General features: G+C 61.1%; 14 protein-coding genes and 5 pseudogenes. 7 read left to right on the forward strand and 12 right to left on the reverse strand.

The window, feature by feature from the left end; translation table 11 throughout:
* Positions 1 to 82: 82 nt before the first annotated feature.
* The 3 genes from rho to JWR98_RS06795 all read right to left on the reverse strand — a co-directional run bounded on the left by rho (position 83) and on the right by JWR98_RS06795 (position 2,723).
* The gene (rho, locus tag JWR98_RS06785; RefSeq protein WP_003176825.1) at positions 83 to 1,342 is read right to left on the reverse strand and encodes a transcription termination factor Rho; all 1,260 of its coding nucleotides are present in this window, start codon (positions 1,340 to 1,342) and stop codon (positions 83 to 85) included.
* 235 nt (positions 1,343 to 1,577) lie between these two features.
* Positions 1,578 to 1,907, reverse strand: coding sequence for a thioredoxin TrxA (gene trxA, locus JWR98_RS06790; protein WP_003176826.1), 330 nt, complete (start codon positions 1,905 to 1,907; stop codon positions 1,578 to 1,580).
* Between the two features lie 120 nt (positions 1,908 to 2,027).
* Positions 2,028 to 2,723: a FadR/GntR family transcriptional regulator gene (locus tag JWR98_RS06795; RefSeq protein ID WP_078735152.1), complete on the reverse strand. Its 696-nt coding sequence runs from the start codon at positions 2,721 to 2,723 to the stop codon at positions 2,028 to 2,030.
* A 255-nt stretch (positions 2,724 to 2,978) separates the two neighbouring features.
* Here JWR98_RS06795 and JWR98_RS06800 point away from each other — a divergent pair, with 255 nt between their 5' ends.
* From JWR98_RS06800 to JWR98_RS06815, 4 genes are read left to right on the forward strand one after another with little or no spacing between them, the layout of a single operon-like run.
* Complete coding sequence (locus JWR98_RS06800) at positions 2,979 to 3,764, forward strand: transporter substrate-binding domain-containing protein (RefSeq protein ID WP_078735153.1); 786 nt, start codon at positions 2,979 to 2,981, stop codon at positions 3,762 to 3,764.
* Positions 3,765 to 3,781: 17 nt separating this feature from the next.
* Positions 3,782 to 4,450 carry an amino acid ABC transporter permease gene (locus tag JWR98_RS06805; protein ID WP_017736949.1) on the forward strand — a complete coding sequence of 223 codons (669 nt, stop codon included), beginning with the start codon at positions 3,782 to 3,784 and terminating at the stop codon, positions 4,448 to 4,450.
* Entirely contained in the window at positions 4,447 to 5,097 is a 651-nt protein-coding gene (locus JWR98_RS06810; RefSeq protein ID WP_205489576.1) for an amino acid ABC transporter permease, read from the forward strand. Before JWR98_RS06805 ends, JWR98_RS06810 begins: the two co-directional genes overlap by 4 nt.
* The gene (locus JWR98_RS06815; RefSeq protein ID WP_003176831.1) at positions 5,084 to 5,821 is read left to right on the forward strand and encodes an amino acid ABC transporter ATP-binding protein; all 738 of its coding nucleotides are present in this window, start codon (positions 5,084 to 5,086) and stop codon (positions 5,819 to 5,821) included. Before JWR98_RS06810 ends, JWR98_RS06815 begins: the two co-directional genes overlap by 14 nt.
* Here JWR98_RS06815 and JWR98_RS06820 read toward each other — a convergent pair.
* The 4 genes and pseudogenes from JWR98_RS06820 to JWR98_RS06835 form a co-directional block, all read right to left on the reverse strand.
* Positions 5,793 to 6,326 carry a DUF1120 domain-containing protein gene (locus JWR98_RS06820; protein ID WP_205489577.1) on the reverse strand — a complete coding sequence of 178 codons (534 nt, stop codon included), beginning with the start codon at positions 6,324 to 6,326 and terminating at the stop codon, positions 5,793 to 5,795. The two genes, JWR98_RS06815 and JWR98_RS06820, sit on opposite strands and share 29 nt — an antisense overlap.
* Positions 6,316 to 8,786 (reverse strand): annotated as a pseudogene (locus tag JWR98_RS06825) (fimbria/pilus outer membrane usher protein). Before JWR98_RS06825 ends, JWR98_RS06820 begins: the two are co-directional and overlap by 11 nt.
* Before the next feature lie 37 nt (positions 8,787 to 8,823).
* The gene (locus JWR98_RS06830) at positions 8,824 to 9,513 is read right to left on the reverse strand and encodes a fimbria/pilus chaperone family protein (protein ID WP_218669239.1); all 690 of its coding nucleotides are present in this window, start codon (positions 9,511 to 9,513) and stop codon (positions 8,824 to 8,826) included.
* A 130-nt stretch (positions 9,514 to 9,643) separates the two neighbouring features.
* Positions 9,644 to 10,299: pseudogene (locus JWR98_RS06835) on the reverse strand (DUF1120 domain-containing protein).
* 445 nt (positions 10,300 to 10,744) lie between these two features.
* On the opposite strand from JWR98_RS06835, the pseudogene ppx reads away from it, so the two are divergent.
* A pseudogene (ppx, locus tag JWR98_RS06840) lies at positions 10,745 to 12,246 on the forward strand (exopolyphosphatase).
* Positions 12,247 to 12,474: 228 nt separating this feature from the next.
* Here the strand turns inward: ppx and ppk1 are convergent.
* A complete protein-coding gene (ppk1, locus tag JWR98_RS06845; protein ID WP_078735159.1) occupies positions 12,475 to 14,697 on the reverse strand; it encodes a polyphosphate kinase 1 in 2,223 nt (740 codons plus the stop codon).
* Between the two features lie 18 nt (positions 14,698 to 14,715).
* Positions 14,716 to 15,729 (reverse strand): porphobilinogen synthase, encoded by a 1,014-nt coding sequence (gene hemB / locus JWR98_RS06850; protein WP_078735160.1) that lies wholly within the window; start codon positions 15,727 to 15,729, stop codon positions 14,716 to 14,718.
* Between the two features lie 207 nt (positions 15,730 to 15,936).
* Here hemB and JWR98_RS06855 point away from each other — a divergent pair.
* Positions 15,937 to 16,571, forward strand: a pseudogene (locus tag JWR98_RS06855) (DedA family protein).
* On the opposite strand, the gene JWR98_RS06860 reads toward JWR98_RS06855, so the two are convergent.
* On the reverse strand, positions 16,552 to 17,787 hold the full coding sequence (locus JWR98_RS06860; RefSeq protein WP_205489578.1) for a sterol desaturase family protein: 1,236 nt from the start codon (positions 17,785 to 17,787) through the stop codon (positions 16,552 to 16,554). The pseudogene JWR98_RS06855 and the gene JWR98_RS06860 overlap by 20 nt on opposite strands.
* Positions 17,788 to 17,903: 116 nt before the next feature.
* Between JWR98_RS06860 and elbB the strand changes: the two genes are divergently transcribed.
* On the forward strand, positions 17,904 to 18,569 hold the full coding sequence (elbB, locus tag JWR98_RS06865) for an isoprenoid biosynthesis glyoxalase ElbB (protein WP_078735162.1): 666 nt from the start codon (positions 17,904 to 17,906) through the stop codon (positions 18,567 to 18,569).
* A 71-nt stretch (positions 18,570 to 18,640) separates the two neighbouring features.
* Here the strand turns inward: elbB and JWR98_RS06870 are convergent, their stop codons facing one another.
* Both JWR98_RS06870 and JWR98_RS06875 read right to left on the reverse strand, forming a co-directional pair.
* Positions 18,641 to 19,096: a YaiI/YqxD family protein gene (locus tag JWR98_RS06870; RefSeq protein WP_078735163.1), complete on the reverse strand. Its 456-nt coding sequence runs from the start codon at positions 19,094 to 19,096 to the stop codon at positions 18,641 to 18,643.
* A 1-nt stretch (position 19,097) separates the two neighbouring features.
* Positions 19,098 to 20,992, reverse strand: a pseudogene (locus JWR98_RS06875) (FTR1 family protein).
* Positions 20,993 to 21,161 lie beyond the last annotated feature (169 nt).

The raw sequence follows: 21,161 nt of genomic DNA on the forward strand, positions 1-21,161 counted from the left end.
TGCCGGCCAGGTGTCGTTAAAACCCCAGGCAAAAAAAATGGCGCCCCTGGGGGCGCCATTCTTTCGGACCTGAAACGCAGTATTACTTGCGTTTCATCGACAGGAAGAACTCGTCGTTAGTCTTGGTGGTTTTCAGCTTGTCGATCAGGAACTCGATGGCGGCGACTTCGTCCATCGGGTGCAGCAGCTTGCGCAGGATCCACATGCGCTGCAGTTCGTCGTCGGCGGTCAGCAACTCTTCGCGGCGGGTGCCGGAGCGGTTGATGTTGATGGCCGGGAACACGCGTTTTTCCGCGATACGACGGTCCAAAGGCAGTTCCATGTTGCCGGTACCCTTGAACTCTTCATAGATCACTTCGTCCATCTTCGAGCCGGTTTCAACCAGCGCGGTGGCGATAATGGTCAGCGAGCCGCCTTCTTCGATGTTACGCGCAGCGCCGAAGAAACGTTTCGGTTTCTCCAGGGCGTGGGCATCGACACCACCGGTCAGTACCTTGCCGGAGCTCGGGATCACGGTGTTGTAGGCACGGGCCAGACGGGTGATGGAATCGAGCAGGATCACCACGTCCTTCTTGTGTTCGACCAGGCGCTTGGCCTTCTCGATCACCATTTCGGCAACCTGCACGTGGCGGGTTGGCGGCTCATCGAACGTCGAGGCAACCACTTCGCCGCGCACGGTGCGCTGCATTTCGGTCACTTCTTCCGGACGCTCATCGATCAGCAGCACGATCAGATGAACTTCAGGGTTGTTACGCGCGATGTTCGCTGCAATGTTCTGCAGCATGATGGTCTTACCGGCTTTCGGCGGTGCGACGATCAGGCCACGTTGGCCTTTACCGATCGGGGCGCACAGGTCAATCACACGGCCGGTCAGGTCTTCGGTGGAACCGTTACCGGCTTCCATCTTCATGCGCACGGTCGGGAACAGCGGAGTCAGGTTCTCGAAGAGAATCTTGTTTTTCGCGTTCTCGGGACGATCGAAGTTGATCGTGTCGACCTTGAGCAGGGCGAAATAACGCTCGCCTTCCTTCGGAGGGCGGATCTTGCCAACGATGGTGTCACCGGTGCGCAAGTTGAAGCGACGGATCTGGCTCGGCGAGACATAGATATCGTCTGGGCCGGCGAGATAGGAAGCGTCCGCAGAGCGGAGAAAGCCGAAGCCGTCCTGGAGAATCTCCAGCACGCCATCACCGGAGATTTCCTCGCCGCTTTTCGCGTGCTTCTTGAGCAGGGAGAAAATCACGTCCTGCTTGCGCGAACGGGCCATATTTTCTATGCCCATTTCTTCGGCCAGTTGGAGCAGGTCGGTAATCGGCTTTTGCTTGAGTTCAGTCAGATTCATATAGGAATGACGTAATCATTTATGGAGGGGGGGAAATTAAGCTTTTGGCTTAATGAGGCCGCGCCGCAGAGAAGGCGACAGGATCGCGTACTAATCGAAAAGGAGTGCGTCGGCGACGGCTTGCAGGGGGCAGTGGAGAAACCAGTGCGGAGCCGAATGTACCACCTGAGTTTCGGAGCGTCTAGCCCTGCTTTACGAAAAAGCCCCGCGATTTGCGGGGCTTTTTTGACGACGTTTAGATGTTGGCGTCGAGGAAAGCTTGCAGCTGGGACTTCGACAGCGCGCCCACTTTAGTGGCTTCGACGTTGCCGTTCTTGAACAGCATCAGCGTAGGAATACCACGCACGCCGTGCTTGGCCGGGGTTTCCTGGTTGTCGTCGATGTTCAGCTTGGCGATGGTCAGCTTGCCTTCGTAGGTGGTTGCAATGTCGTCCAGGACCGGAGCGATCATTTTGCAAGGGCCGCACCATTCAGCCCAGTAATCAACCAGCACCGGGCCAGTAGCCTTGAGTACTTCGGCCTCAAAGGTCGCGTCGGTGACGTGCTTGATAAGATCGTTGCTCATGGATGTCTCCGGATTGTAAGCAAAAAAAACGTTGCCCATCATAGCCGCCCTTCCCCCGTTCAGGAAGCCGCCTCTGATTGAGTCTTGCTATGGTGGTGCATGAGTTTGGATATGGACCAATCAGGGCGTCACCGGAGTCACAAAGGCAATACCGGTGCGCAATGCCGCATTACGTACATGTTCCTGCATGGTTTTCTGCGCTGGCGCACTGGCGCGTCGAGCGAGGGCACGCAGGATTTTGCGATGCTCCTGCCAGGTCTCCATGGCCCGCTCCGGCCGGATGAACGGTAGTTTCTGACTCTCCAGGAATACCTGCGCGCTGGCACTCAGGATGCTCGCCATCGCCTGGTTGCCGCTGGCCAGCAGGATGCGCTGGTGGAATTCGAAGTCCAGCCGTGCGGCCGCTTCAAAGTCGCCGGCCTTGAGCACCTTGCGCATCGCCTCGACGTTATCTTCCAGGCTGTCCAACTCGTCAATCGTCAATGTCACCGCCGCCAGCCCCGCCGCAAACCCTTCCAGGGCGTAACGCAACTGGAAAATATCCAGTGGCGTGGCCTGTGCCGCGAAAGGCCAGGCAAACCCCGGCGATTCATCCGCGGCTTGCACGAACACGCCTTTGCCCGGCTGCACGCTGACCACCCCCAAGGCACTCAGAGACGACAATGCCTCGCGCAATGACGCCCGACTCACGCCTAACCGCAGGGCCAGGTCGCGCTGGGACGGCAGCGCATCGCCCGGCCCGAAGCCCTGCTCCTTGATCAGTTTGCGGATGGCCTGCAGGGCCGCTTCCGGTACGGCTTGGGCGATGGAATTCATAGAATACTCAAGGTTCCAGACAACTGAGCGGCTAGTTGTAAAGCTATTCGCGGCCGGCGGCAAGCCACGCCCCAAAGGGGCTCGCGGGGTTTTGCCGGCGCTCGAAAAGGGTGCGAAAAGCGCAGGCACTGTTCAGACCAGTAAGACCAGCGCACCCCAACAAACCCCGGCCCTGCAGAGGATTGCGAGGGGGCTGGCATGGGCTGTGCAATGAGCAAACTCAGAAAATCCCTTCGCCCTTCTCGGAGAGTTGCCATGACCAAGCGTTACAGCGCCCTGCTTACCGCCCTGTTCGCCAGCCTGATGTTGAGCCAGGCTCCCGCCCAGGCCAACGGTCTGGACGATATCGTTGCCCGTGGCACCCTCAAGGTCGCCGTGCCCCAGGACTTCCCGCCGTTCGGCTCGGTCGGCCCCGACATGAAACCCCGTGGCCTGGACATCGACACCGCCAAGCTGCTAGCCGACCAGCTCAAGGTCAAACTGGAGCTTACCCCGGTCAACAGCACCAACCGCATCCCGTTCCTTACCACCGGCAAGGTCGACCTGGTGATCTCCAGCCTGGGCAAGAACCCGGAGCGGGAAAAAGTCATCGACTTTTCCAACGCCTACGCACCCTTCTACCTGGCCGTGTTCGGCCCGCCTGACACCGCCATCAGCAGCACTGACGACCTCAAGGGCAAGACCATCAGCGTGACCCGTGGCGCCATCGAAGACATCGAGTTGACCGCCGTAGCGCCCAAGGAAGCCACCATCAAGCGCTTCGAAGACAACAACTCGACCATCGCCGCCTACCTGGCCGGCCAGGTCGACCTGATCGCCAGCGGCAACGTGGTGATGGTCGCGATCAGTGAACGCAACCCTAAACGCGTTCCGGCGCTGAAGGTGAAGCTCAAGGATTCACCGGTGTACGTGGGCGTGAACAAAAACGAGCCGGCATTGCTGGAGAAGGTCAACCAGATCCTGGTCGCGGCCAAGGCCGATGGCAGCCTGGAAAAGAACGCGATGCAATGGCTGAAAGAGCCGCTGCCCAAGGATCTTTGATAGGACGGAGCTGACTCATGGCGTATCAATTTGACTTTGTGCCGGTGCTGGCAAACACCGACCTGCTACTGCGCGGTGCGTTGTTCACCCTTGAGCTGACGGCCATCGGCGCGATCCTGGGGGTGGCGCTGGGCACCGTGGGCGCGGTGGTAAGGGCGTGGAAGATCCAGCCGTTCGCCTGGTTCTTCGGCGTGTATGTCGAGTTGATCCGCAATACGCCGTTCCTGGTGCAGCTGTTTTTCATCTTCTTCGGCCTGCCGTCCCTGGGGCTGAAGATCACCGAGTGGCAAGCCGCCGTATTGGCGATGGTGATCAACCTGGGGGCCTACTCCACCGAAATCATCCGCGCCGGCATCCAGGCCATCCCGCGCGGGCAACTGGAAGCCGCCGCCGCGCTGGCAATGACGCGCTTCGAAGCGTTTCGCCATGTGGTGCTGCTGCCGGCGCTGGGCAAGGTGTGGCCGGCCCTGAGCAGCCAGATCATCATCGTGATGCTCGGTTCGGCGGTGTGTTCGCAGATCGCCACCGAGGAGCTGAGCTTTGCCGCCAACTTTATCCAGTCGCGCAACTTCCGCGCGTTTGAAACCTATGCCCTGACCACCCTGGTGTACCTGTGCATGGCGTTGATGATTCGCCAGTTGCTCAACTGGATCGGCCGCCGCTTTGTGATGAGGAACAGCCGATGAGTGATTTTTCATTCTGGGACATCGTGCGCAACCTGCTCACCGGCCTGCAATGGACCTTGTTGTTGTCGGTGGTGGCGTTTGTCGGCGGCGGCCTAATCGGCCTGCTGGTAATGACGATGCGCATCAGCCGCAAAGCCTTCCCGCGCAATGTTGCACGCACCTATATCGAACTATTCCAGGGCACGCCGCTGTTGATGCAACTGTTTCTGGTGTTTTTCGGCGTCGCCTTGCTGGGCGTGGACATCTCGCCCTGGCTGGCGGCGGCGATTGCCCTGACGCTGTTTACCAGCGCCTATCTCGCTGAAATCTGGCGCGGCTGCGTCGACTCCATCGCCCACGGGCAGTGGGAAGCGTCGGCCAGCCTGGCCCTTAACCCGCTTGAGCAGTTGCGCTATGTGATCCTGCCCCAGGCGCTGCGCATTGCCGTCGCGCCAACGGTGGGGTTCTCGGTGCAAGTGGTCAAAGGCACCGCCGTGACCTCGATCATCGGCTTCACCGAGCTGACCAAAACCGGCGGCATGCTCGCCAACGCGACCTTCGAGCCCTTCATGGTCTATGGCCTGGTGGCCCTCGGTTACTTCCTGCTTTGTTACCCCTTGTCCCTCAGTGCGCGCTACCTGGAAAGGAGACTGCATGCCTCTGCTTAGAATTACCGCCCTGCATAAGTACTACGGCGATCATCACGTACTCAAAGGCATCGACCTGACGGTTGAAGAAGGCCAGGTGGTGGCAATCATCGGCCGCAGCGGCTCGGGCAAATCCACCTTGCTGCGTACCCTCAATGGCCTGGAGTCGATCAACGATGGCGTGATCGAAGTCGACGGCGAGTACCTCGACGCCGCCCGCGCCGACCTGCGCACTTTGCGGCAGAAAGTCGGCATGGTGTTCCAGCAGTTCAACCTGTTCCCGCACCTGACCGTGGGCGAAAACGTCATGCTCGCGCCGCAGGTGGTGCAAAAAGTGCCCAAGGCCAAGGCCGCCCAATTGGCCAGGCAGATGCTGGAACGCGTTGGGCTGGGCGAGAAATTCGACGCCTTCCCCGATCGATTGTCCGGAGGCCAGCAACAAAGGGTCGCCATCGCTCGCGCCCTGGCCATGTCGCCCAAGGTGCTGCTGTGCGACGAAATCACCTCGGCCCTCGATCCGGAACTGGTCAATGAAGTGCTCAGCGTGGTGCGCCAACTGGCCAAGGACGGCATGACCCTGATCATGGTGACCCATGAGATGCGCTTCGCCCGTGAAGTCGGCGACAAGCTGGTGTTCATGCACCAGGGCAAGGTGCATGAAGTGGGCGACCCCAAGGTGCTGTTCGCCAACCCGCAAACCCCGGAGCTCGCCAACTTCATCGGCTCCGTGGAACAGCCGGACTGACCAACTCGAAACGGCCCTGCCCCTGCAGCTCCGTTTGACTGCGTACCTGCAGCGCATCTGCAAGCAGGTCGGTGTCGATATCGACCTGGGCCGTCAGGCGCGTCCCGGCCACTCGGGCCACCAGGACCTGGCCCGGCAACAGCTGGCCGACGCTGCGTTCACCGGGCAGGTGCGCCACCGTCCATTCGATGGCACGCCCATCCACCTGGGCATGCTTGAGGCTCACACGGAAACGTCCCTGAGGGCCGAACCGAAAACCCTGTCCATCGGCGGCACCGACAAACCGCAGCGCCATTGCCGAAGGCTCAACGCACAGCACGCTCAGGCTCAAGGTGCGTGTACCGAGCACCACGCTGGCGTCCCGCCCCGAAGCCTCACTGCGAATGACGCCATAGTCGACGCGCGGTTGACTCAACGACAACCGGCAATTTTCAGCCTGGACACCCTGGGCCGGCAGCGCCGCACAGACCAGCACGAAAACCATGCGTTTAAGCTTAGAGGCCATGGCACACCGCCGTTGCTGTCTCATAGAACTTGTCAGGGTCAGGCTGACCCTCAAGGACAACGCTTGGCCGGCAGAAAGCCGAATCGGGCAAGGAAACCCGTAGGTCTTGCGTGTCATCCATGTCGTTCAGAAAAATCATGCCCTCCCCCACCACGCTGGTCAGGAAGCGGTTGTTTTTGCCAAACACCGAGGCGCCCTGAGGCAGTGGCCGGCCCTGCTCATCCCTGGCAGAGATCAACACTCGGCGCACCTTGACCACCTCGAATGCCACGGTATTGACCGACCCGCGGCCCGCGGCGAGCACCTGGGCGCCATTCTTCAAGTCGACGCGCCTGGGCAGCGACCGGGTTTGCACTTCGATGCGGCTGTTGGTGTACGCCGGCAAGCCTGGGATGACGGCCTGGCCGCTGAAGTCGGTCCACACCGGGCCTTGCGGGGTATCGATTCGCGCGGAACCTACGTCGCCCACCGAGACAATGCCGAAAGTGTCCTGCACGGCATGAGGCGAAAAGGTCAACCCGCCCTGATGAGCCACGACGCCGCCTTGCAACTGCCCCGTATAGGTCGTACCCAGCGGGTCACGGTTCACGCCCATGCCGATGCGGGTATAACGCGGCATCAGGTCCAACTGGCCATTTATCGATTGCTCCCGGGCACTGATATCGCGCTCGACACCCACCTCGTACGCCACAGACTCATTGACCCGTTCACTGAGCGCGCTGCCTGCACGGGATTGCCCCCCACGACGGCTTATATAGCTGCGCACACGACGATCGCCCCCCAGGGGCACGCTGACCTGAAGCCGCACGGACAGGTCATTGCCCGACGCCGCATCGCGCCGGCGACCGTCATCTCTGGCGTCACGGCGCGCCTGAGTTCCTCCGACCCGCGAGTCAGCGATCAACGCGACATCGGCGTAGCTGAACGAGCGGTTCCATGACGCAAACAGGTGTTCCGCCGTTTGCCCGTCAAATTGGGAACTGCGGGTATAGCCCAGGGAGAACGCCCCCAGCGCTGGGTCCACCCAACTCATGCCTGCGGTGTATTGGTTCTTGAAGCGCGAGCCCAGTTCATCGGCGTGGGTCGACCGGCCGGCATCAAGCACTTCGCGGTAGCCTCGGGTCTGGGTCGTTGCGCTGAGGTTCAGGTCGGTATTGGCGTAGACCGGGCTGCTCAGGGTGAGGCTGGTGCGCGCCCCCGACACAGCGTTACGGCTGTCGCGGGACAGGTTATGGCGTGCCCCCATGGAAAGGCGCTGGAAAAATACGCTGCCGAGGGTGCCACCCGCCGCCACATAGTCATCGGCGTTCAACAAACCAAAGCCCACTGATGAGTCCCGCCCCAGCCCCCACGTACCGCTCCCCATGGCGACCATCGGCGATGCGACCTCCCCAGGTATATCCTCACGCGCCTTGCCAAGGGAAAAGTAGTATCCGGGCGTGGCCGGCGCCGCGCCGCAAACGATGCCGCCGGCACCACAAAGCTGCGCCTGGCGCCGCGCACGTCGATCACGCTGACGTCCAGGTCACCGATACCGTTGAGCAAGGGCAATCCGGTCAGCCTGAAAGGACCTTCGGGCACCAGCGTGCTGTGGATCAGCACACCGGACTGGCGCACCTCGATCCGGGATTGGCTCTGGGCGAGGCCCTCGACCACGGCCTGGTTGCTACCCGCCGGCACACGCGATTGACCATCAGGAAAAAACTGCACACCGGACAGCGCAATGCCGCCAAACAATGGATTGTTGCTGGAAAGCTGACCGACCTGGAAAGTCGAGTGCAGCGCCGCGAGATCGCGCTGGGCGTAGGCATAGAGGTGTTCGGTACGGGTGGCGCCATCATCGGTCACGTAAAATTGTCGGCTGCGCACAATCCAGTCACCGAGGTTGAAGCCCGCCTCGGTATAGGCCGATAGGAACCGGCTGTGCCCACTCTGCGCACGGCTGTCGAACCCGTGCACGTCATAGTTGAACAACGCCGCTGCACCACCCCGGGAAAATTGTCCGGCCTCCCATTGCGGTTCCCGCAGTGATTGGGTCGGCACCACCAGCGCCACCTCATCACTGCCAGGCCGCAGCCTGATCATGGTGGTCGGGAAAGCCCCCAGGAAATCATGGCAGGCCTCATCCGCCGTGACGCCTTCACGGGTGCTGCCGGTGGGCTTTACCAGCCCGGCTTTCTCCAGTAACCCCGAGGTAAAACACAATTGCCCGCGTGAGTCGAACCGTGCATCCACCAGACCGAGCGGGTTTCCATTGACCCGCAGCCCCACGACCTGGACACCTTCGCGAAAACGCGCGGCGGTACGAAAGTAGTCGGAGACCTTGGGATCAATGCCGTGAGTGGTCAGCGCCGCCAGGTCGAAACCTTCTCCAAGCTCCAATGCAGGCGCGACGGCAGGCAGGCCCCACAGGGTTGCAAACCCCACCAGCAGCGTAGGTCGATAAGGCCATGAAGCCATCACGCGTCGTTGGCTCGACAAGCTGCTCATGGGGTGATCAGTCCCCATCGACAGTGACCAATGCGCGATAGCTCTCCACTGAAAACCCATAGGTCGTGGCCGGCTGGAATTCGACGGCCGTCAACCCCGTCAGCGCCCCTTGCACCGCCACCGTCAACGTGTCCCCTGGCAGCACATACGCACGCGGAAGAGTCGCCTGGACCTGTTGCGGCAGCAATTGCACCTGCGGTGTGAGGCGCACCACATAGGCGCTGTCGTTATGCACGGTAAGACGGTCACCCATACGTCGCCACTTCAGCAGCTCCCAAGGCGTGTGATGCACGGGCAGACCCCGAGGGTGCAGGATCAACGGCAAATTTTGCCGCAGGGTGATACCGATGGTCGCACCGCCTGCGGCGCGCGCCTGGGGGATACCTTCGAACGTCACGCGCTTGAGCCGTTGGGTCTTGAGCGGCGCTTTCAAGGTGCTGATAAAACGCACCAGCTGGGTTTCTCCCGCCTCTACCCGCGTAATCGGCGGCGTCACGACCAGCAGCGGCTCCAGGTCCTCCGGGACGTTTTCCACGACCGAATGCAATAACGCAGGCGCCGCATCGGTGTTCTTGATAGTCAGGGTGGCTTCGCCCTGTTCTTCATAAAGCAGCACCACCGTGGTTTCCGGCAACATACCGTCCGCCACCACGGCACTGGTGAAACACAAACATAAACTTACGCATAACAACCGCACACGATTGATGACTGAAAGACTAAGCACTCAGTTGCCCCACGACGTTGAAGTTGAAGATTGATAGCCAAGCGCTTATATGAAAACAGCCGACGAGAACGCTATAGTTCCCGTCCGGCTGTATGACCGTCGTTTAGATGTAACTCAACTCAAGTGTCGCGCGCCCGTCAAGGATAATGTCGCGACTCAGGTCCAGGTCCCGGCCCCTGTTGATCACCGCCCTCACCGCGATGGTTCCGGTCAGTTGAGTAATAGAAACGGGCGCGAGGGCGGTGGTATAGCGCCACGAATACTGGGTGGGCGATTGAGCGACCTTGCCATCACTGCTTTGCCAGGCACCGGCGCCGACACGCAGGATGGGATACAGCGGGGTGGTCGGCGAGCGCAGATCCCTGAGGGTAACCGCAAAGCCGCCGGTCTTGCGCCCGGACGCTATGCCCAAGCCATAGTTGTGCGCTTCGGTATAGCCCGAGCCCAGTGCGCTGAGGATGCCCGGCACCTTGCTGGCGGCCTGCAGGTCGACGAATTTGAGCCCGAACTTGGCAGGCGTGGTGCCGCAGTTAATGCTCAGGGGCGCGGTCCTTTCCGCGAGCGGGTTGAATGCCGTCGCAGAGAGTTGGCCCGAGGGAATGTCACCGTAGTTGATGATGCCGCCACCGCTCATGCTGAGGTTGCAGGCGCCGGCTTGATCGTGCCCCTGACGATCAACTCGGCGCTGGTGGAGGCATGGGCATTCAGGGCCGCAGCCAGGCAAGCGATACCGAGCGTCAATCCAACAATTTTCTTCATATTCGACCTGTCACTGTAAGGAGTCAGGCGTATTTATTTTTGTCCTGGGAATACAAACCACAAATAAATAACACCACGGCACAATTGCCGAGTGACAGTCTGTCTCTTGGGCATTGGCTAAAAAATAAGACAGCACCTTAATGACTGTGGGAGCAATAGACGCGAACTGTCGCCCGAGCCGACCGTGACAGTAAGCCAAGATAAAATAACCCGTGGAACACCAGCACCTAAGTTGTAGGCGAAATCAAAAAAACACATACAACCGTACGCAGTTAAAACTTCTGACAAGGACACAAGCACCTTCCACACAACACCGCCAGTACAAGCAGCATCGGCTACAGCGACTTCCCACAGACGATCTCGGAGAAATTCCCGAAGCACTACGCGTTGGCTCCAGCGGTCGATCGTGGCACGATGGACAGGTTATCGACCGAGACCCCAAACCATGCCGCAATCCCAAGCCAAGAATCTGTCCCTGATCGCCGCCATCGACCTGGGCTCCAACAGCTTTCACATGGTCGTGGCCAAGGCCCAGAACGGTGAGATCCGCATCCTTGAGCGGCTCGGCGAGAAAGTACAACTGGCTGCCGGGATCAATGACGAGCGCCAGCTCAATGAAGAATCCATGCAGCGCGGGCTCGATTGCCTGAAGCGTTTTGCCCAACTGATCAATGGCATGCCCTTGGGCGCCGTGCGTATCGTCGGCACCAACGCCCTGCGCGAAGCGCGCAACCGTGGCGAATTCATCCGTCGCGCGAGGAGATCCTCGGCCACCCGGTAGAAGTCATCTCCGGCCGTGAAGAAGCGCGCCTGATCTACCTCGGTGTGTCCCACACCCTGGCCGATACCCCCGGCAAACGCCTGGTCGCCGACATCGGTGGCGGCAGCACCGAGTTCATCATCGGCCAGCGCTTCGAACCGCTGCTGCGTGAAAGCCTGCAGATGGGCTGCGTCAGTTATACCCAACGCTATTTCAAGGACGGCAAGATCACCCCGGCGCGCTACGCCCAGGCCTACACGGCGGCGCGGCTGGAGATCATGAGCATCGAGCACGCCCTGCACCGCCTGACGTGGGATGAGGCCATCGGCTCATCCGGCACCATCCGCGCCATCGGCCTGGCCCTCAAGGCCGGCGGCCATGGCACCGGCGAGGTCAATGCCGAAGGCTTGGCGTGGCTCAAGCGCAAACTGTTCAAGCTGGGTGATGCCGAAAAAATCGACTTCGACGGCATCAAGCCCGATCGTCGCACCATCTTCCCGGCCGGCCTGGCGATTCTTGAAGCGATCTTCGACGCCCTTGAACTGCAACGCATGGACCACTGCGACGGCGCGCTGCGTGAGGGTGTGCTCTATGACCTGCTCGGCCGCCATCACCACGAAGACGTGCGTGAACGCACCCTCAGCTCGCTGATGGAGCGTTATCACGTCGATATGGAACAGGCATTGCGCGTGGAGCGCAAAGCCCTGCACGCCTTCGACCAAGTGGCCGCGGACTGGGACCTGCAAGACGGCGTGTGGCGCGAACTGCTGGGCTGGGCGGCCAAAGTGCATGAGGTGGGCCTGGACATCGCCCACTACCATTACCACAAGCACGGCGCCTACCTGATCGAGCACTCCGACCTGGCCGGCTTCTCCCGGGAAGACCAGCAAATGCTCGCGCTGCTGGTGCGCGGCCACCGTCGCAACATCCCCAAGGATAAATTCGCTGAATTCGGCGATGAAGGCATCAAGCTGATTCGCCTGTGCGTGCTGATGCGCTTTGCGATCCTGTTCCACCACATCCGTGGCACTCAGGAAATGCCCCAGGTCAAACTACGCGCCGATGGCGACAGCCTGGAGGTGATGTTCCCCAAGGGCTGGCTGGATGAAAACCAGTTGACCCAGGCGGATTTTGCCCAGGAAGCGGAGTGGCTGACGCGGGTGGGGTTCACGCTGAACGTGCGCTGACTCGATCCAAACAACACCGCAAAAAAAAATGTGGGAGGGCGCTTGCTGTGGTGAGCGGGCTTGCCCCGCGCCGGGCTGCGAAGCGGCCCTAAAAGCAAACGCCGCATTCTGACTGACAGAATGCGGCGTTTTTATTGGGGGCGGCTTCGCCACCCAGCGCGGGCGGTGCGACGATTCGACAAGCCCGCTCACCACACAAACCTGCACCACATTAAGCTTTTGTTGGCTTTAGCTCACCGACAGAATCGGGCTACCCAGCCTCTCCAGCAATGTCGCCTGGGCGCTGCGTGGGTTCTGGTTACCGGTCGGCGTGTTGCGCACGTAGCGGCCGTCCGACTGCAGGCTCCAGCTGTGGGTGTTATCGGTGAGGTAACTTTCCAGCTCTTTCTTGACCCGCATGATCAGCTTCTTGCCTTCTACCGGGAAGCACGTCTCCACGCGCTTATCGAGGTTGCGTTCCATCCAGTCGGCACTGGAGAGGAACATCTGCTCTTCACCGCCGTTGAGGAAGTAGAACACCCGGGTGTGTTCCAGGAAGCGGCCGATGATCGAACGCACATGGATATTGTGCGAGACGCCAACGATACCCGGACGCAGGCAGCACATGCCACGCACCACCAGGTCGATGCGTACGCCGGACTGGCTGGCCTTGTACAGCGCGCGGATGATCTTCGGATCGGTCAGCGAGTTGAACTTGGCGATGATGTGCGCCGGCTTGCCCTCAAGGGCAAACTGGGTCTCGCGGGCAATCATGTCGAGCATGCCCTTCTTGAGGGTGAACGGCGCGTGCAGCAGCTTCTTCATGCGCAACGTCTTGCCCATGCCGATCAACTGGCTGAACAACTTGCCGACGTCTTCACACAAGGCGTCGTCGGAGGTCAGCAGGCTGTAGTCGGTGTAGAGCTTGGCGTTGCCGGCGTGATAGTTACCGGTGCCCAAGTGCGCGTAACGCACGATCTCACCGGCTTCACGGCGCAGGATCAGCATCATCTTGGCGTGGGTCTTGAAGCCGACCACGCCGTAGATCACCACCGCACCGGCCGCTTGCAGACGGCTGGCCAGTTGCAGGTTGGACTCTTCGTCGAACCGCGCACGCAGCTCGATCACCGCAGTGACTTCCTTGCCGTTACGCGCCGCATCCACCAGCGCATCGACGATTTCCGAGTTGGCGCCGGAGCGGTACAGGGTCTGGCGCACGGCCAGGACATGCGGGTCCTTGGCGGCCTGGCGCAGCAGGTCGACCACCGGGGTGAAGGACTCGAACGGGTGCAACAGCAGGATGTCCTGCTTGCTCACCACGCTGAAAATGTTCTCGCTGTTTTGCAGCAGTTTCGGGATCTGCGGGGTGAACGGCGTGTATTGCAGCTCCGGGTGGCTGTCCAGCCCGGTAATGCTGAACAGGCGCGTCAGGTTCACCGGCCCATTGACCTGGTACAGCTCGCTCTCGCCCAGGTTGAACTGCTTGAGCAGGTAGTCCGACAGGTGTTTGGGGCAGGTGTCAGCCACTTCCAGGCGCACCGCATCGCCGTAGCGCCGCGAGAACAGCTCACCGCGCAGGGCACGGGCCAAGTCTTCGACGTCTTCGGAGTCCAGCGCCAGGTCAGCGTTACGGGTCAGGCGGAACTGGTAGCAGCCCTTGACCTTCATGCCTTGGAACAGGTCATCGGCATGGGCGTGGATCATCGACGACAGGAATACATAGTTGTCGCCAGCCCCCCCTACCTCTTCCGGTACCTTGATGATCCGTGGCAACAAGCGTGGCGCCGGGATGATTGCCAGGCCGGAGTCGCGACCGAAGGCGTCGATACCTTCGAGCTCGACGATGAAGTTGAGGCTCTTGTTCACCAGCAACGGGAACGGGTGCGTCGGGTCGAGGCCGATGGGGGTGATGATCGGCGCGATCTCGTCGCGGAAGTAACGGCGCACCCAGGTCTTGATCTTGGTGGTCCAGTGGCGGCGACGGATGAAGCGAACCTGATGTTTTTCCAGTTCCGGCAGCAGGATGTCGTTGAGAATCGCGTATTGGCGATCCACATGGCCGTGCACCAGCTCGCTGATGCGCGCCAGGGCCTGGTGCGGTTGCAGGCCGTCGGCGCCGGCCTGTTCACGGGCGAAAGTGATTTGCTTCTTGAGGCCGGCCACGCGGATCTCGAAGAACTCATCCAGGTTGCTGGAGAAGATCAGCAGGAATTTCAGCCGTTCCAGCAGCGGATAAGATTCATCCAGCGCCTGCTCCAGCACGCGGATGTTGAATTGCAGTTGTGACAACTCGCGATGGATGTACAGGCTGCTGTCATCCAGGTTGGTCACCGCCACCACAGGTGCCGGTGCGGGCGCTTCAACCACCACGGCAGGCGGAGCCGGCTCCAGCTCCGGCGGGGTCTCGGTCACTTGTTCAACCACCGGGTGGGCGTCTTTTACGGCAACTTCGGAGAGTCCTTCGGTATTCATCGAGTGTTCCTGTGAGGGCTATTGTTGCTCTCTAAGCAATTGGGCGGCGCGGGCGGCAAAATAAGTCAGAATGCCATCAGCCCCGGCACGTTTAAAGGCCGTCAGGGATTCAAGAATCACCCCTTCACTCAACCATCCATTTTGTATTGCAGCCATGTGCATGGCGTATTCGCCGCTGACCTGATAGACAAAGGTCGGCACCTTGAATTCATCTTTGACCCGCCAAAGGATGTCGAGGTAGGGCATCCCCGGCTTGACCATCACCATGTCGGCGCCTTCGGCCAGATCGGCAGCCACTTCGTGCAAGGCTTCATGGCTGTTGGCCGGGTCCATCTGGTACGAGGCTTTGTTGGCCTTGCCCAGGTTGAGGGCCGAGCCCACCGCGTCGCGGAACGGCCCGTAATAGGCGCTGGCGTACTTGGCCGAATAGGCCATGATCCGCACATTGACGTGGCCGGCCAGTTCCAGGGCCTCGCGAATCGCCTGGATGCGGCCGTCCATCATGTCCGACGGTGCAACCACCTGGGCGCCTGCGGCGGCGTGGGACAAGGCCTGCTTGACCAGCGCGTCGACGGTGATGTCGTTCTGCACATAGCCGTCTTCGTCGAGAATGCCATCCTGGCCGTGGGTGGTGAACGGGTCCAGGGCCACGTCGGTGATCACCCCCAGCTCCGGGAAACGCTCGCGCAGGGCGCGGGTGGCGCGCTGAGCAATACCCTGCGGGTTCCAGGCTTCGGCAGCGTCCAGGGACTTGAGTTCCGACGGCGTGACCGGGAACAGCGCCAACGCCGGAATCCCCAGCTCGACCCAGTTTGCCGCCTCTTCAAGCAACAAATCGATGGTCAAGCGCTCCACCCCTGGCATCGACGCCACTGCTTCCCGACGATTGTCACCGTCGAGCACAAACACCGGCAGGATCAGATCGTTCGTGGTCAGCACGTTTTCACGAACCAGACGACGCGAAAAATCATCACGACGATTACGACGCAGACGGGTGGCGGGGAACAGGCGATTGGCAGGGGTAAAGCTCACGACAGGCTCCTGAGCCCGGATTGACGGGCAAGCGTTGCAGTTATAAGCGGCCATTATGACGAAGGTATGACAGTTGTGCTTAACGATGCGACCTGTAGTCGCATTCGTCGTTTATGTAGGAAATGTTCACTTCGTGACACATCTCGATACTTTCATGAACCTTCACGAAGGCGTAGGCTGCGCGTTCATTTCGCCAGCACCCAGACCATGCTTCAACAATTCCTGCATGACTTCGGCTACTTTGCCCTGTTCCTGGGCACTTTCTTTGAAGGCGAGACCATTCTGGTTCTCGCAGGCTTCCTGGCTTTCCGTGGGTACATGGATATCAACCTGGTGGTGGTCGTTGCCTTTTTCGGCAGCTATGCCGGCGACCAGCTCTGGTATTACATGGGCCGCAAACACGGGCGCAAGCTGCTGGCGCGCAAACCGCGCTGGCAATTGATGGGCGACAAGGCTCTGGAACATATCCGCAAGCACCCCGATATCTGGGTGCTGAGCTTCCGCTTCGTCTACGGGTTGCGCACGGTGATGCCGGTGGCGATCGGACTGTCCGGCTACCCGCCGCTGCGCTACCTGATCCTCAACGGTATCGGCGCCGCGATCTGGGCCGCCGCGTTGGGCGCGGCGGCGTACCATTTCGGCGCGTGCTCGAAGGCATGCTCGGCAGCGTCAAAAAGTACGAGCTGTGGGTATTGGGCGCCTTGTTGTTGCTGGGCTTTGGCCTGTGGCTGCGTCGCCGCTTCAAGAATGCGCGGATTGCACGCCAGGCCTGTGCCGACGCCAAGGCCCGGCTCGCCGCCGAGCCTGCTCATGCCGAGCCACCTAAGTCGCCAGTCGAGTAAGCCGGCCCCGGCAACAATAGAGGCCGAACATGCTGAGCACGCTGTAGCTCAACAAAGCCGGCCAACCGAGTTGGCTGGCCGGCCACAGCCCCACCAGCGGCGCCAGCCCTACCAGCGGCACATTCAGCGCCAGGCGCGCCCATTCGGCTTTCAGCGCCCAGGGGCGATTCTCCAGGGCCACGCCCAAGGTGAACAGCCCCAGCGCCATCGTGCTCCAGCCCAGAGCCAACGCGGGTATGGGCAGCCCTTCGCCGGCGTTCATCAAATAACTGCCAAACCCCACGTACACCGCAAACTGCAGGGCGATGTAAGCCTGTTGACGGGGATCGAGCGGCACCTCGAATTTGCGGAACTGGCTCAAGTCCGGCTTGGCCAACGGGTATCTGGCCTGCACGTCCGCAGGGCGCCAGCCAGTGGGCATGAACCAGATGCGCAGCTTGTCCCGCCAACGTTCGGCACGCCGCGCATCACGCCACAACTGCGCATAAAACTGCAGGTTGGCCCACAGCGGGTTCCAACTGGCCAAGGGCGTGGTCACGCCGAAAATCACCGGTTCATTGTCATCCTCTTCCTGAAAGGTGCCGAACAGCCGGTCCCAAAGAATGAACACCCCGCCGTAGTTGCGATCCATGTAGAGAGCGTTCTGTGCATGGTGGGCCCGATGGTTGGACGGCGTGACGAAGAGCCACTCGAACCAACCGAGTTTGGGCACATGGCGGGTATGCACCCAGAACTGGTACAGCAGGTTGAGCGAGGCCACACTGATAAACACCACCAGCGGCACGCCGAGTACGGCCAGGGGCAGGTAGAAAATCCAGCTCAGCAAAAAGCCGGTGCTGGTCTGGCGCAGGGCTGTGCTGAGGTTGTAGTCCTCGCTCTGGTGATGCACCGAATGCGCGGCCCACAGGATGTTGCGCTCATGGCCCATGCGGTGCAGCCAGTAGTAGCAGAAGTCGTAGAACACAAAGGCAAACGCCCAGGTCCAGACACTATGGGCAGGCAGTTCGATCACAGCCAGGTGCTTGAGGGCGAATGCGTAGGTCAGCAGCCCAACGCCCTTGGTGAACAGCCCGGTGGTGGTGGACAGCACGCCGGTGCTGAGACTGTTGATGGCATCCGCCACCCGGTAGTTACGCTGGCCACGCCAGCGGTCGGCGAGCAGCTCCACCACGATCAAGGCAATGAAAAACGGTACCGCGTAAGGCACGAAGTCCATGGTCTGGTCCGGTCTATTTTTGTTACATCAAGAGTAGGTGCAGCAGCGCGAGATCCCATTGGCAACAGGTTACAAATTAGTAGACATTTAACGCCAAGACCTCAGGAGAAATGCCCATGAGCAAAAAGATTGCAGTGATCCTTTCCGGCTGCGGCGTGTATGACGGCGCCGAGATCCACGAAAGCGTGATCACCCTGCTGCGCTTGGATCAGCGCGGCGCTCAGGTCCAGTGCTTTGCACCCGATATTGCGCAAATGCACGTGATCAACCACCTGACCGGCGAGGAAATGCCCGAGTCGCGCAACGTGCTGGTGGAATCGGCGCGTATTGCCCGAGGCGACGTCAAGAACATCGCTGAGGCCGACGTCACAGACTTCGATGCGCTGATCGTGCCCGGCGGGTTTGGTGCGGCGAAGAACCTGTCGAGCTTTGCCGTGGAGGGCGCAGGCTGCAGTGTTAACCCACAGGTATTGGCGTTGGCCGAAGCCTTTGCCGAAGCGGGCAAACCGGTGGGGCTGATCTGCATCTCACCGGCCCTGGCCGCGAAGATCTATGGCCCTGGCGTGACCTGCACCATCGGCAACGATGCCGACACCGCCGCCGCATTGGACAAGATGGGCGCCACGCACCAGGAATGCACGGTTGAAGACATCGTCGAAGACACTGCGCGCAAGCTGGTCAGCACGCCGGCCTATATGCTCGGCAAGAACATCAGCGAGGTCGCGTCAGGCATCAACAAGCTGGTGGATCGGGTGCTGGAGCTGACCCACGAGAATGACTGATCAACTGACAGAGCATTAAATTGTGGTGAGCGGGCCTGCCCCGCGCGAGGCAAGCACGCTCACCACAGGACTCAGGCCGGGCGCATCAATTGAGTGAGGATGCGGTCCAGTGAGTTGGCAAACGCCTGTTTGTCTTTGTCCCCATGGGGCGGTGGACCACCGCCCATCTGGCCCTGCTCACGCAGGTCGGTGAACAGGTTACGCACCGCCAGGCGCTCACTCATGTTCGCCGGGCTGAATTCCTTGCCACGCGGGTCAAGGGCCGTGACGCCCTTCTTCACCAGCCGGTCGGCCAGGGGCACGTCGCTGCAGATCACCAGTTCGCCGGGGACCGCGTGCTCTACCAGATAATCATCCGCCGCATCCGGGCCGCTGGGCACCACGATCAGCTTTACGCAGGCGAAGCTCGGCTTGATCTGGCTCTGCCCGGCCACCAGCACCACTTCGAACTGGCGCTTGAGGGCGAACTTCACCACCTGGTCCTTGGCGGCCCGAGGGCAGGCGTCGGCGTCGATCCATACGCGCACCCTATGCCACCACTCGGCGTTTCTCTGCCATGCGACTGCGGCCATACAACACCATAATCGCCAGGATCGCCACGGCCTGCGCACTCAGCGAATAGGCATCGGCGTGAATGCCCAGCCAATCGAAGTCAAAGAACGCCACCGGCCGCGTGCCAAAGATGCCGGCTTCCTGCAACGCTTTGACACCATGCCCGGCAAACACCACCGACAGCGCACACAGCAGTGCAGCGTTGATGCCGAAAAACAACGCCAGCGGCAACTTCGCCGAACCGCGCAGGATCACCCAGGCCAGGCCCACCAGCAACACCAGCGCGCTGGCGCCACCTGCCAGCACCGCGTTGTGCCCGGCCGGCCGGCCTGTAGCCATAGGGTTTCGTAGAACAGGATGACTTCGAACAGTTCGCGATACACCGAGAAGAACGCCAGCAGCGCGAACCCAAAGCGCCCGCCGCCGCCGACCAGGCTGCTCTTGATGTAGTCCTGCCAGGCGGCCGCGTGGCGCCGGTCGTGCATCCATACGCCGAGCCACAGCACCATGACACTGGCGAACAGCGCGGTACAGCCTTCGAGCAGTTCGCGCTGGGCGCCGCTGACGTCAATCACATAGGCCGCCAACGCCCAGGTGGCCAAACCGGCCAGCAGCGCCAGCCCCCAACCCACGTTGACGCTGCGCACCGCCGACTGCTGGCCGGTGTTACGCAGAAAGGCGAGGATCGCCGCCAGCACCAGAATCGCTTCCAGACCTTCGCGCAGCAAAATCAGCAGGCCCGAGATATAGCTCAACGACCAGCTCAAGCCATCGCCACCCAGCAAACCGGCGGACTCGGTGAGCTTGCCCTTGGCCATGTTCAGGCGCTGCTGCACCTGCTCGATCGGCAAACCGTCCTGCAATGACTGCCGGTAGGCCATCAGGGCCTTCTCGGTGTCCTTGCGCACGTTGGCGTCGACATTGTCCAGCGAGCTTTCCACCAACTCGAAACCTTCCAGGTACGCCGCTACGGACAGGTCATAGGCCTGTTCGTGGTCGCCGTTACGAAACGCGGCGAGGCTCTTGTCCAACGTCGTCGCGGTGTAGTCGAGCAACTGTGCGGGGCCACGTTTGACCTGTGGCGGTTGCGCACGCTGGGCGCGGAAGGTCGCGGCTGCCACGGGGCCGTCGGCGACCAGCACTTCATTGGGGGTCTGGCGGGCCAGGTCGGCGAGATTGAAGGGTTGTTCGCTTTTGGCGGCAGCCGGGTCGGCGGTGAAACCGGCGATGTAGGTGGCCAGGTCCCAGCGTTGGCGGTCGTCCAGTTGGTCGGCGAAGGACGGCATATCGGTGCCTTCGATACCCAGGCCCAAGGTGTTGTAGATCGCATACAGGCTCAGGCGATCCAGGCGCGCGGCATCGCGCAGGTTGGCCGGCGGCGGCATGAGGCCCACGCCGGCCGGGCCATCACCCGCGCCGGCGGTGCCGTGGCAGACCGAACAATGCTGGGCGTAGAGCGGTGCACCACGTGTCGGGTCCGGCGTGATGGCCGGCGCCTGGCTGACTTCATAGGCCACTGCCAGCTTGGCGCCCAATTGACGGGCCTGGCGCGCAACCGCCACACCGTCCTGATGCGTGGTCACCGCTGCCAGCAACTCATCGACACCCTTGACCAACTCGGCACGTTCCGGCCTTTGCGGCAAATCCGCCACCAAGCCTTGCAACACCCCGAGGAACTCCACCTGTTCGCGGTATTCCGAATCATCAACCACCTTGCCCGCCGCCACTGTCGGTGGGTAGTCCGCGCCGATGTAATCCAGCAAATGCAGGGCCTGCGTTGCGCCCTCGGCAGTCGCGGCCATCAGGTTGAAGCTGCACGACATCAACGCCGGCAACACCAGCCAGGCGAGAAAACGGAAGGGGGCAGTCATGAATGAATCTCAAATGGAAATACGAAGTAACACATTGTTAGGCCTTATGAGGTTTGACTCAAGCCGTAAGTGATTTGGCATACGCGCTGGCGGGTCATTTTAATGTCCGGTGGTGGCATTTTTGACGATTGCATCACAGCAAAAAGCCATTGTTTTGCCAGTAATGGGG

This window comes from Pseudomonas lactucae (assembly GCF_016937615.1).
GTDB lineage: Bacteria > Pseudomonadota > Gammaproteobacteria > Pseudomonadales > Pseudomonadaceae > Aquipseudomonas > Aquipseudomonas lactucae.